This is a genomic window from Streptomyces sp. NPDC090077 (genome assembly GCF_044747545.1).
Classification (GTDB): domain Bacteria; phylum Actinomycetota; class Actinomycetes; order Streptomycetales; family Streptomycetaceae; genus Streptomyces.
Genome location: NZ_JBIVEG010000006.1, coordinates 329,263 through 340,344, shown reverse-complemented (window position 1 = coordinate 340,344; position 11,082 = coordinate 329,263). Strand labels below are relative to the sequence as shown.

The window sequence follows — 11,082 nt, the reverse complement described above, 5'->3', positions numbered from 1 at the left end:
ACGCCCGGTTACATTCCGAACCCGGAAGCTAAGCCTTTCAGCGCCGATGGTACTGCAGGGGGGACCCTGTGGGAGAGTAGGACGCCGCCGAACAATCATTGTGGGAAAGCCCCGCACCTTCTGGTGCGGGGCTTTTCTGCGTTCAGGGCCCGTTCGGGGGCGTTCAGCCGTTTACCGGCACGCGGTTCCCGTCAACCTGAGGTGACTCCTCGTATGGTGGCCCGATGGGCTATGAGCTGGTCATCTTCGACAACGACGGCGTCCTCGTGGACAGTGAGCCGGTCGCCAACACGATCCTCTCCGCGTACCTGACGGAGCTGGGGCACCCCACCACGTACGAGGAGTCCCTGCGGGACTACATGGGCTCCGCCGTGCACCGGGTGCACGACCTCGTCCAGGAGCGGACCGGGCAGCCGCTGCCGGCGGACTTCGAGCGGGTCCTCAACGAGCGGGTCTTCGCCGCCTTCGAACGGGAACTGCGGGCCGTGCCCGGGGTGACGGACGTGCTCGCGGAGCTGTCCGCGATCGGCATGCCCTACTGCGTGGCCTCCTCCTCCAGCCACGAGCGCATCCGGGTCGGGCACCGGGCGGCCGGGCTGGACGAGTGGTTCGAGGAGGAGTGGATCTTCAGCGCGGAGGAGGTCGGGAAGGGCAAGCCGGCGCCGGACCTGTTCCTGCACGCCGCCGACATGATGGGCGTCCACCCCTCGCGGTGCGTGGTGGTCGAGGACAGCCCGCTCGGGGTGGAGGCCGCCCGGGCCGCCGGGATGGACGTCCTCGGCTACACCTCGATGGTGCCCGCCGAACGGCTCGCCCAGGCCACCACCTGCTTCGGGGAGATGAAGGAGCTGTCCGCCCTGCTCGGACTGGGCGGCTGAGCCGTCCGATTGGGTCGGTGATCTCTCTACCCACCGGTAGGCGCGGGGCCTACGCTGTGCCGCCATGACGGTTGACGTACGGCTTCGCCGTGGGCGCGGGGCGCTCGGGTTCAGCTTCTTCGTGCAGGGCGTCGCCTTCGCCCTGCTGGTGACGCGGATCCCGGCCATTCAGGACCGGTACGGGATATCCGACGGGCTGCTGCCCGTCTTCCTCGCCGCCGTGCCGGTCCTCGCCGGGGTCTCCAGCGTGGCCACCGAGCACCTGGTGAAGCGCGTCGCGCCCGGCGTGGTGCTGCGGTGGGCGCAGCCCGTCGTCCTGCTGGCCCTGCTCGGCGTGGGGGCCGGCAGCGGGATGTGGCAGGTGGCGGTGGCCCTGGGGGTGTTCGGGCTGGCCGTGGGTGCGCTGGACGCCTCGATGAACATGCTCGGGGTGAGCCTGCAGCGGGCGTACGGGCGCAGCATCATGCTGGGCTTCCACGCCTCGTACAGCCTCGGCGGGATCCTGGGGGCGTCGGCGGCGTGGGCGGGGGCGCACTGGCAGCTGTCGCTGTTCTCCGGCTATCTGCCCGCGGTGCTGCTCCTGCTGCCGGCGGCGCTGGCGGGGAGCCGGTACTACGTGGCCGGCGGCGGGGCGGAGGGCACGGCGAAGGAGCAGGGGTGGCCGGCGGGCGGGGGGAAGCTGCTGCTGCCGCTGTGCCTGGTGATGGCGTGCGCGTACATCGGGGATTCGACGGTGGCGAACTGGAGTGCCAAGTACCTCCAGGACGTGCTGGGGAGTTCGGAGCAGCTGGCGACGGTCCCCTACAACGTGTACATGGTGACGACGCTGGCCGGGCGGGCCGTCGGGGACCTCGGGGTACGCCGGTTCGGGGCGGTGGCCGTGGTGCGGGCCGGGACGGTGGTGGCGGCCGGCGGGTTCGCGGTGGTGGCGGTGGCGCCGGGGGCCTGGGTGGGGATGCTGGGCTTCACACTGCTGGGGATCGGGCTCTGCGTGATCGTGCCGCAGACCTTCGCGGCGGCCGGGCGGTTGTTCCCCGGTGCCTCGGACACGGCGGTGGCACGGCTGAACATCTTCAACTACGTGGGTTTCCTGATCGGTTCGCCGCTGGTGGGCGCGGTCGGGGACGCCTGGAACTACCGGGGCGCGATGGTGGTGCCGATGGTGCTGGTGTTGGTGACGTTGTTCCACGCCCGTTCCTTCGGCGCCGACGGAGCCCGATACGGTGTCGGGCATGAGCGGCGAGCCGGTGACCGGGCTGTTGATGTGGGACGAGGCGGTAACGGGGTATGACTTCGGACCGAGCCATCCGATGGACCCGGTGCGCCTGGCGCTGACCATGGGCCTGGTGCGCGCCTTCGGGCTGGACCGGGAGATGGAGGTGCGGGCGGCTCCGGCGGCCGGGGACTCGACGCTGCGGCTGGTCCACCGGGAGGACTACGTGGCCGCGGTGCGGGAGGTGTCGGCGGATCCCGGGGTGGCGGACGGTTCGTACGGTCTGGGGACCGTGGACGATCCGGCGTTCCACGGGATCCACGAGGCCTCCGCGCTGATCGCCGGGCAGTCGGTGGCGGCGGCGGAGGCCCTGTGGCGGGGGGAGGCCGCGCACGCGGTGAACTTCGCGGGCGGGCTGCACCACGCGATGCCGGGCGGGGCGGCCGGGTTCTGCGTGTACAACGACGCGGCGGTGGCGATCGCGCGGCTGCTGGAGCTGGGTGCGGAGCGGGTCGCGTACGTGGACGTGGACGTGCACCACGGGGACGGCGTGCAGACGGTGTTCTGGGACGATCCCCGGGTGCTGACGGTGTCGCTGCACGAGCATCCGCGGACGCTGTTCCCGCAGACGGGCTGGCCGGAGGAGACGGGCGGTCCGGGGGCCGAGGGGACCGCGGTGAACGTGGCGCTGCCGGCGGGGACCGGGGACGAGGGGTGGCTGCGGGCCTTCCACGCGACGGTGCCGGAGCTGCTGGCGGACTTCCGGCCGCAGGTGCTGGTGACGCAGCACGGGGCGGACACGCACTTCGAGGACCCCCTCGCGCACCTGGCGGTGTCGCTGGACGCGCAGCGGGCGGTGCAGGAGGCGTGCCACGCGCTGGCGCACGAGTACGCGGGCGGTCGGTGGCTGGCGCTGGGCGGCGGCGGGTACGCGGTGGTGGACGTCGTACCGCGGTCGTGGACGCACCTGGTGGGGATCGCGGCGCACCGGCCGGTGGATCCGCTGGCGATGGTGCCGCAGTCGTGGCGGGACGAGGTGTACGCGCGTACGCGGCAGGGCGGGCCGGCCCGGATGACGGACGGGCGGACTCCGGGATGGCGGGACTGGGACGCCGGCTACGACCCGGCGGACCGTACGGATCAGGCCGTTCTGGCGACGCGGCGGGCGGTGTTCCCGCTGCGCGGGATGCTGGTGTGACGCAGGGTCGGACGGTGGCGCGGTTACGCCAACTGTGGGGCGGTTCGGCGGAATTGATGAACCGGCAGATCCGGTGCGGCAGCATCGGAGGGTGTTGAGCACCGGCGCGTTGCGTGCGCATCTGCTGGCCGCCCGGTTGGCCGGGCCCGTCGCCACGACGCGGGAGGAGAGCCTGCGCAGTTACCGGCTGTTCGCGGCGGGGGACCCGCGGGTGTTGCTGGGGTTGGAGCCTGAGCGTCGGTGGGGCGTGGGTGAGCTGCTGGGGCTGATGGCGGCCAAGTGCGGGGTCTCGGCGGACCCGGCGCACGTCAGGGGGCCGGACGTGATCGATCCGGAGCGGACCGTGGCGGCTCTGGGGGCCTTCGCGGAGCGGCTGGCGGTGGCGGCGGGGGCGCGGTCGCCGGTGCTGTTCGGGACGGGGCACCCGCATCGGCTCCTGCCCTTCTACGCCGCTTTGGCGCGGGCGTTGTCGGCGGCGGGATGTGTCGTCCTCACTCCGGCGCAGGGGGTGCATGTCGACATGGCGACCCGGTTCGGCGTACGTGCGCACCGGATCGATTACGTACGGGGGGTCGCGCTGGTGCGGGAGTCCGGCGCGCGGGGCGCCGGGAGTGCCACCGGCGCACACTCCCATTCTCCGCTGCCGGTTCGGATCGCCCTGGGGGCGCTGGCGGCGGCCGGGGGGCCGTTGCCGGAACTGGTGGTGGGTGACCACGGGTGGGTCTGCGGTGCAGGTCAGCTGGGTGTGGAGGCGATCGGGCTGGGCGATACGGATGATCCGGCGCTGTTCGTCGGAGAGGCCGAGGGGCGGGTGGCGGTGACCGTTCCGCTTGATGACGGGGTGCGCTCGGACTACTACGGTCCGCTCATCCGGCACGTGTTGCACCGCGCCGGACTGCCGGGGTGTCAGGAGTGGCCGTAGCTCCTCTTCCCCACTCGTATCACCCGCCCCTACTCTGGGGAGTGAGCGTGCGACGACGAGGAGTAACCGGAGGGGAAGCCGGTGCCCGTCATGCGCGGAAGGTCAGGTGGGTGTCATGGCTGCTGGCGAGAGGCCTCTCAGTGAGGTTCAGTTCCTGACCGTGGCGGAGGTCGCCTCGGTGATGCGAGTGTCGAAGATGACGGTGTACCGGCTGGTGCACAACCGTCATCTGCCCGCGATCCGGGTGGGCCGGTCCTTCCGGGTCCCCGAGAACGCGGTCCACGAGTACCTCCAGGAGTCCTTCGTGGGGGTGGAGTCGGCCTGAGATCCGGGCCTCCTGCCGAGGCTTGGTAACTCCTGCGGAGGGCTCGGATTACAAGCTCTGAGTTTGGGCGGGTAGGCTAGGCCGACGTAGGTCGTGTGGGCCCAGACGCCCCGCACCAGTGAAGAGAAGTGAGCGAGGGTAGTCGTGGGCTCTGTTATCAAGAAGCGGCGCAAGCGGATGGCCAAGAAGAAGCACCGCAAGCTGCTCAAGCGCACCCGCGTCCAGCGCCGTAACAAGAAGTAAACGGCAGCTGTACGTGTTCTCCGCAGCCCCTCCACCATCCTGGTGGAGGGGCTGCGGTGCAGCCGGGGGTACTTCTTCGAGGGAGGCGCTGAGCTCGTGGGGAAGGTCGTGCTCGTCACCGGGGCAGCCCGGCAGCTGGGGGGCCGCTTCGTGCGCCGCGTCCAGCGCGACCCGGAGGTGGAGCGGGTCATCGCCGTCGACGCGGTGAGCCCGCCGCACCGGCTCGGCTCGGCCGAGTTCGTGCGGACGGACATCAGACAGTCGGCCATCGCCCGGGTGCTCGCGGAGCACGCCGTGGACACGGTGGTCCACCTGGCGGTGACCGGCGGCGCCGCCGCGGGGGCGCCGGGCGGGCGCAGCACCGTCAAGGAAACGAACGTCATCGGGACGATGCAGCTGCTGGGGGCCTGCCAGAAGTCGCCGACGGTACGGCGGCTCGTGGTGAAGTCGAGCACCAGCGTGTACGGGGGCACGGCGCGGGACCCGGCCGTGTTCACGGAGACCACGCAGCCGAAGTCGCTGCCGGCGGGTGGCTTCGCGAAGGACGCCGCCGAGGTCGAGGGGTACGTACGGGGCTTCGCGCGCCGGCGGCCGGACGTGGCGGTGTGCGTGCTGCGCTTCGCGAACATCCTGGGGCCCTACGCGGACTCCGCGCTGGCGGAGTACTTCTCGATGCCGGTGATGCCGACGGTGCTGGGGTACGACCCGCGGCTGCAGTTCGTCCACGAGGACGACGTGGTGGAGGTGCTGCGGCTGGCGGCGGGGGAGCCGGAGCGGGGGACGCTGAACAGCGGGACCTTCAACATCGCCGGCGACGGGGTGCTGCTGCTGTCGCAGTGCGCGCGCCGGCTGGGGCGGCCGACGGTGCCGTTCCTGCTGCCGGCGGTGACGTGGGTGGGGCAGGCGCTGCGGGCGGTGGGGGCGACGGACTTCTCACCGGAGCAGATCCGGCTGCTGACGCACGGGCGGGTCGTGGAGACCACGCAGATGCGGGAGACGCTGGGCTTCCGGCCGATGTACACGACCGCCGAGACGTTCGCGGACTTCGCGCGGAGCCGGGGGAGCGGGCTGCTGCCGCCGGAGCGGGTGGCGCGGGCCGTGGGGCGGGTCGCGGAGCTGTTGGACGTTGACGAGGTGGACGAGGGAGTGGAGCGATAGTGGCCGACGCCAAGGTCATCCCGTTCGACGAGGACCGGCCGCGCCGGCGGGCCGGTGCGGCCCGGAAGGTGCGGGCGGTCCCGGACCGGCCGGAGGCGGTGGAGCCGGTCGCGGAGGCTCCCGTGCGGGGCGGCGGCGAGGGCGGCTGGGACCGGCGGATCGCGGGCGGGCTGGCGTTCCTGCGGCGGCGGATCACGGGCGAGTACGAGGTCGACGAGTTCGGCTACGACAAGGAGCTCACGGACCAGGTCCTGATGTCCTTGATGCGGCCGCTGTTCGAGAAGTACTTCCGGGTGGAGGTCCGGGGCGTCGAGAACATCCCGAAGGAGGGCGGCGCGCTGATCGTGGCGAACCACTCGGGGACGCTCCCGCTGGACGGGCTGATGCTCCAGGTCGCCGTGCACGACCACCACCCGGCGCAGCGGCACCTGCGGCTGCTGGCGGCGGACCTGGTGTTCATGCTGCCGGTGGTGAACGAGATCGCGCGGAAGGCCGGGCACACGCTGGCGTGCTCGGAGGACGCGCAGCGGCTGCTGGAGGCCGGTGAGCTGGTCGGGGTGATGCCGGAGGGCTTCAAGGGCATAGGGAAGCCGTTCGGGGACCGGTACAAGCTCCAGCGGTTCGGGCGCGGCGGTTTCGTCTCGACGGCGCTGCGGGCGGGCACGCCGATCGTGCCGTGCTCGATCGTGGGGGCGGAGGAGATCTACCCGATGATCGGCAACGCGAAGACGCTGGCGCGGTTGCTGGGCCTGCCGTACTTCCCGGTGACGCCGACGTTCCCGTGGCTGGGGCCGTTGGGGGCGGTGCCGTTGCCGACGAAGTGGACGATCCAGTTCGGTGAGCCCATCCCGACGGACGGGTACGCGCCGGAGGCGGCGGAGGATCCGATGCTGATGTTCAACCTGACGGACCAGGTGCGGGAACAGATCCAGCACGCGCTGTACAAGATGCTGGTGCAGCGGAGGTCGGTCTTCTTCTGACGGTGGGGCGGGGCACGGGGTGCTCCCCGCCCCGGACCCCACGCCTTGAACGCCGGCGGGCTGGATCTCCCCGCCGGCGTTCGGGCGCGCTCTACTCCGCGTCCTCCGCCTGGATGCCCAGGCCCGGGAGGAGGCCCGGGAGGAGGGGTGGGAGGGTGATGTCGGGCTGGGGTTGGGCGGACGGGGCCGCGGGCGGGGTGGACTGGCCGTGCGCGGGCGGGTTGAGCAGGTTGCCCGTGCCGCCCAGGAGGCCGCTGCCCGGGGCCGGGGCGTGGCTGCCGCCGGAGGGGCTGGGGGCGGCCGGGGTCTGCGCCGCGGCGGGGGAGTCCGGTGCCGGTGCGGGCTGCTGCTTGCCCGTCGCCGGGGTGCTCGGCCTGGCCGGGGTGCCTCCGGAGCCGCCGCGCTGCTGCTCGGGTGGCTTGGGCAGCATGCCCTGGAGCGGGGCCACCTCGTCGTCTATGGCCTGGAAGACCGAGGTCACCTGGTCGCCCACGTCCATCAGCTGCGGCGGCAGGTTGGACCGGAGCCGGCCCCACGCGTCGCGGTGGGAGTTGGAGAACGAGGACAGGGTCTGGATCGGCCCGAGCGAGCCGTCCCGCTTGTAGGCCGCCTGGAGCAGCCGGTGGCCCTCGGCGGCGTCGTGCTGCATGCCTGCCAGCGCCCGCCGGATCTCGCCCAGGACCTCGTGGTCCAGGGGGCCGGAACGGCCGCGTTCCATCAGCCGGCGCGCTTCCGACAGGCGGTTCGAGGCCCGGTCGAGGTAGACCTCGCCCCGGTCCACGCCCTCGTCGGCCATGCCCAGCTTCAGGTCCTCCATACCCAGCTTGACCGGGTAGAGCGGATCACCGGGCAGGGCGTCGGTGCTGGCAGCGGCCACTCCGCTGAAGGCCCCTGCGGCCACACCCACGGTGAGGCCCCCCGCTGCGATGCCCTTGGACCAGCGGGAGCGGGGCCGCAATTTCCGGAGCGAGGTCGCCCGGTGGGCGCCGCGGCCGGTCCGCTGCTCGGGCACCAGAGGGTCCGCGGCGGCACCGCCCCCGGCCCTCTCCTCCATCACCATGGCCTCCATGGCGGCGACGAGCTGTGCTCGTTGCACCACTTTGACCTCGGGGTCCAGCACCGGGCGCGGCATTTCGCCGAGCACGCTCGCCAGGGTCAACAACCGGTCGTGGTCGGCGGTTTCGGCAGGTGCCTCGGACTGCTCGGCCGCCGGGTCCGGTTCCGAAAGAGCGGACGGGGTCCGATCCTCCAGGGCCTGGGCGAAGGCGTTCGCCCGCCGGTGCGGAGTCACGTTCGCGATCACTGGCGGCACCTCCTCTCGTCATGACGATCGACTCCCCAAGGTGTCCGGAAGGTTGCCTTCCTTGAGCACATCCACACGTTCGGGTGAGCGGCTTCGGGCAGGGCGTGTCCACAGGGAGCCTGCATTCCGCACAACGAGCGGCGCGGCACTTGGGTTACGGACGAAGGATGATCGGACCACAGCGTCATCGAGGGGTCACCGGTTGTGAGGTTGTGTGTGTGCGGGAGCGGGTCAGCGGGCGTCGTCCGGCAGCAGGCGGGCCAGGGTGCGGACCGCCCGGTACTGGAGCGTCTTGATGGCGCCTTCGTTCTTGCCCATCACCCGGGCGGTCTCGGCGACCGAGAGGCCCTGGAGGAAGCGCAAGGTGACGCACTCCTGCTGCTGGGGGTTCAGTTTCCGTACGGCTTCGAGCAGGGCCGCGTTGGAGAGGGACTCCAGGACGGAGTCCTCGGGGCTGCGCTCCACCTCGTTGGCGTCGAGCATCTCGCCGGTGGTGACCTCCAGGCGGAAGCGGCTGGACTTGAAGTGGTCCGCCACCAGGTTCCGCGCGATGGTCACCAGCCAGGCGCCGAAGTCGCGGCCCTGCCAGGTGAAGGTGGAGATGCGGCGCAGCGCGCGCAGGAAGGTCTCGCTGGTGAGATCCTCCGCGGTCGCCTTGCCGCCGACGCGGTAGTAGATGTAGCGGTACACCGTGTCGCTGTACTGGTCGTAGAGGCGGCCGAAGGCCTCGGCCTCGCCGGCCTGGGCGCGTTCGACGAGGTCCATCATGCGGGCCTGGTCGCTGTCCGCGGTGGGGCGGCGGGCGGCGGTCGTGCTGGTGCCGCCGGCGGCGGAGCCCGCGCGACCGCGTCTGCCCACGGTCGCCCCGCCGTCCGTCAGGGCGTAGCAGGGGCCGGCCGGGCCGAGGCCGGCAGGGACCGCGGCGGCGAAGGCGGGGACGGCGTACGCGGTGGGGACGAAGCCGCGCAGGTGGTCGAGGACCGTCGCGCGCAGCGTAGCCAGGCCCGAGGCGTCAACCCCGACAGGTGGGTACACGGGACTCCCAGAGGCAGAGCTTCCATCACGTGCAGTGCGGGACCGTTCACCCGTCGTGGGGACGGATGGGCGGTGGCATGCGTTTGAGGAGAATAACGCTTCGTACAGGCAGCGCTACACCCAGTTGCCTAAATCACCGGTTCCGACACTTCTGTTGCGTGTCCAGGGCATATTCAGGCCCGGTTGGTGATCGATTCCTGATCACTTGGGTGCGCGGAATGGACGCTTCCACGGTGGCTCGCGACCGAGTCGGGCAGGCCGGAGTGCCGCGCCGACGGCGCGGGTAGAGGGGAGCGAATGACCGCCGGGCGGCCCGTGGGAGGGCGGGGGCCCGGCGTTGCTACTTGCGGCGCCGGTGCAGGGCGATGGCGGCGGCCGCGCCGCCCGCGATCGCGCCGACTCCGGCGGCGGCCGGGACGCCGACCTTCACGGCCTTGCGGCCGGTCCGATAGTCGCGCAGCCGCCAGTCGTTGGCACGGGCATGCTTGCGCAGTTTTGTGTCGGGATTGATCGCGTACGGATGTCCGACCAGGGACAGCATCGGGATGTCGTTGTGCGAATCGCTGTACGCGGCGCAGCGTTCGAGGTCGAGGTCCTCGGCGGCGGCCAGTGCGCGCACCGCCTCCGCCTTCGCGGGGCCGTGCAGCGGCTCGCCGACCAGGCGCCCGGTGTAGACGCCGTCCACGGACTCGGCGACGGTGCCCAGGGCGCCGGTCAGGCCGAGGCGGCGGGCGATGATCGTGGCGGTCTCGACGGGGGCGGCGGTGACCAGCCACACCTTCTGGCCGGCGTCGAGGTGCGCCTGGGCCAGGGCGCGGGTCCCCGGCCAGATCCGCTCCGCCATGTACTCGTCGTAGATCTCCTCGCCGATGGCCATGAGTTCGGAGACCTTGTGGCCCTTGACGATGGACAGGGCGCTGTCGCGCGCGTCCTGCATGTGCTCGGGGTCCTCGACCCCGGCGAGCCGGAACCAGGCCTGCTGCCAGGCGAAGCGGGCCAGCTCGCGGCGGCGGAAGAACTCGCGCTTGTAGAGGCCGCGGCCGAAGTGGAAGATCGCGGCGCCCTGCATGACGGTGTTGTCGAGGTCGAAGAAGGCGGCGGCGAGGTCGTCGCCGTGGACCGGGAACTCCGGCTCGGCGGCTTCGGTCTCCGCGGCCGGAACCTCGGTTCCGGGGGCTTCCCCGGGCGCGGACGCAGGGGCGTCCTCCGGTGCGCCGGCCGCCTCGGGGGCGTGTGGTGCACCGGCCTGCGCGGTCTTGCGGGCGGCCTCGGCCGAGGCCTCGCCTGCCAGTACGCTCCGCGCCGTCGCGGAGCGCCTACGGGGGGTGAGCCATCCCAGAGCGGCCATGACGCGAGCATAGCCATTGTGTTCGGGAGTTCCCGAACCGCCGGGAAACGGAGCGGTTAACTCTTCGGGCACCCCCGCCCGGCGCGGGACAATGACGACATGAGTCCTCTGCTGCGCCGTAAGGAAAAGAAGCGTCCCGAGGAGCGGATGGTGACGCTCATCGGGAAGCCGGGGTGCCATCTGTGCGACGACGCCCAGGAGGTGATCGAGAAGGTGTGCGCCGAGACGGGCGCACAGTGGGAGAAGAAGGACATCTCGCAGGACGAGGAGCTCTACCGGCGGCACTGGGAGCAGATCCCGGTGGTGCTGGTGGACGGCGAACAGCACACCTTCTGGAGGGTGAACCCTGACCGGCTGCGACGGGCATTGGGCGCCTGACCGTTTCGCCCGTTACCATCATGGGCGATTTATGGGGACACGGGGGTGTATCGATGAGGAGTGTGTACCGCTTTGCCCCCCTCGGGATTTGAACGGGTTCG

12 protein-coding genes and 1 rRNA gene are annotated in these 11,082 nt (G+C 71.7%); 10 read left to right on the top strand and 3 right to left on the bottom strand.

The features are described from left to right. From rrf to ACIPW5_RS14005, 9 genes are all read left to right on the top strand, one after another. Positions 1 to 93: ribosomal RNA gene (gene rrf / locus ACIPW5_RS14045) — 5S ribosomal RNA — on the top strand; the annotation flags it as partial. 131 nt (positions 94 to 224) lie between these two features. After that, the gene (locus ACIPW5_RS14040; RefSeq protein WP_401244362.1) at positions 225 to 878 is read left to right on the top strand and encodes an HAD family hydrolase; all 654 of its coding nucleotides are present in this window, start codon (positions 225 to 227) and stop codon (positions 876 to 878) included. A gap of 64 nt (positions 879 to 942) precedes the next feature. Beyond that, positions 943 to 2,169 carry an MFS transporter gene (locus ACIPW5_RS14035; RefSeq protein WP_401244360.1) on the top strand — a complete coding sequence of 409 codons (1,227 nt, stop codon included), beginning with the start codon at positions 943 to 945 and terminating at the stop codon, positions 2,167 to 2,169. Further along, the gene (locus tag ACIPW5_RS14030) at positions 2,141 to 3,289 is read left to right on the top strand and encodes an acetoin utilization protein AcuC (protein ID WP_401244398.1); all 1,149 of its coding nucleotides are present in this window, start codon (positions 2,141 to 2,143) and stop codon (positions 3,287 to 3,289) included. Before ACIPW5_RS14035 ends, ACIPW5_RS14030 begins: the two co-directional genes overlap by 29 nt. A gap of 91 nt (positions 3,290 to 3,380) precedes the next feature. Next, the gene (locus tag ACIPW5_RS14025) at positions 3,381 to 4,211 is read left to right on the top strand and encodes a phosphatase (RefSeq protein ID WP_401244359.1); all 831 of its coding nucleotides are present in this window, start codon (positions 3,381 to 3,383) and stop codon (positions 4,209 to 4,211) included. A 115-nt stretch (positions 4,212 to 4,326) separates the two neighbouring features. Beyond that, entirely contained in the window at positions 4,327 to 4,536 is a 210-nt protein-coding gene (locus tag ACIPW5_RS14020; RefSeq protein WP_042803574.1) for a helix-turn-helix domain-containing protein, read from the top strand. A gap of 144 nt (positions 4,537 to 4,680) precedes the next feature. Continuing rightward, positions 4,681 to 4,779, top strand: coding sequence for a 30S ribosomal protein bS22 (locus tag ACIPW5_RS14015; protein ID WP_003948845.1), 99 nt, complete (start codon positions 4,681 to 4,683; stop codon positions 4,777 to 4,779). A 96-nt stretch (positions 4,780 to 4,875) separates the two neighbouring features. After that, on the top strand, positions 4,876 to 5,937 hold the full coding sequence (locus tag ACIPW5_RS14010) for an NAD-dependent epimerase/dehydratase family protein (RefSeq protein WP_401244357.1): 1,062 nt from the start codon (positions 4,876 to 4,878) through the stop codon (positions 5,935 to 5,937). After that, positions 5,937 to 6,917: a lysophospholipid acyltransferase family protein gene (locus ACIPW5_RS14005; protein WP_401244355.1), complete on the top strand. Its 981-nt coding sequence runs from the start codon at positions 5,937 to 5,939 to the stop codon at positions 6,915 to 6,917. Before ACIPW5_RS14010 ends, ACIPW5_RS14005 begins: the two co-directional genes overlap by 1 nt. Before the next feature lie 91 nt (positions 6,918 to 7,008). On the opposite strand, the gene ACIPW5_RS14000 is transcribed toward ACIPW5_RS14005, so the two are convergent. The 3 genes from ACIPW5_RS14000 to ACIPW5_RS13990 form a co-directional block, all read right to left on the bottom strand. Continuing rightward, positions 7,009 to 8,220, bottom strand: coding sequence for a DUF5667 domain-containing protein (locus tag ACIPW5_RS14000; RefSeq protein WP_401244353.1), 1,212 nt, complete (start codon positions 8,218 to 8,220; stop codon positions 7,009 to 7,011). Positions 8,221 to 8,451: 231 nt separating this feature from the next. Then, positions 8,452 to 9,255, bottom strand: coding sequence for an ECF subfamily RNA polymerase sigma factor, BldN family (locus ACIPW5_RS13995; protein ID WP_401244352.1), 804 nt, complete (start codon positions 9,253 to 9,255; stop codon positions 8,452 to 8,454). A gap of 340 nt (positions 9,256 to 9,595) precedes the next feature. Continuing rightward, positions 9,596 to 10,603 (bottom strand): HAD family hydrolase, encoded by a 1,008-nt coding sequence (locus ACIPW5_RS13990; RefSeq protein WP_401244350.1) that lies wholly within the window; start codon positions 10,601 to 10,603, stop codon positions 9,596 to 9,598. Between the two features lie 99 nt (positions 10,604 to 10,702). On the opposite strand from ACIPW5_RS13990, the gene ACIPW5_RS13985 reads away from it, so the two are divergent. Beyond that, positions 10,703 to 10,981, top strand: a complete 279-nt coding sequence (locus ACIPW5_RS13985; RefSeq protein WP_401244348.1) for a glutaredoxin family protein — start codon at positions 10,703 to 10,705, stop codon at positions 10,979 to 10,981. Positions 10,982 to 11,082: the final 101 nt, after the last annotated feature.

Excerpts from the sequence above, each read along its gene's own strand:
- ACIPW5_RS13985 (WP_401244348.1), top strand. The coding sequence starts at position 10,703 with ATGAGTCCTCTGCTGCGCCGTAAGGAAAAGAAGCGTCCCGAGGAGCGG.
- ACIPW5_RS14035 (WP_401244360.1), top strand. The coding sequence starts at position 943 with ATGACGGTTGACGTACGGCTTCGCCGTGGGCGCGGGGCGCTCGGGTTC.
- ACIPW5_RS14020 (WP_042803574.1), top strand. The coding sequence starts at position 4,327 with ATGGCTGCTGGCGAGAGGCCTCTCAGTGAGGTTCAGTTCCTGACCGTG.
- ACIPW5_RS14040 (WP_401244362.1), top strand. The coding sequence starts at position 225 with ATGGGCTATGAGCTGGTCATCTTCGACAACGACGGCGTCCTCGTGGAC.
- ACIPW5_RS14030 (WP_401244398.1), top strand. The coding sequence starts at position 2,141 with ATGTGGGACGAGGCGGTAACGGGGTATGACTTCGGACCGAGCCATCCG.
- ACIPW5_RS13990 (WP_401244350.1), bottom strand. The coding sequence starts at position 10,603 with ATGGCCGCTCTGGGATGGCTCACCCCCCGTAGGCGCTCCGCGACGGCG.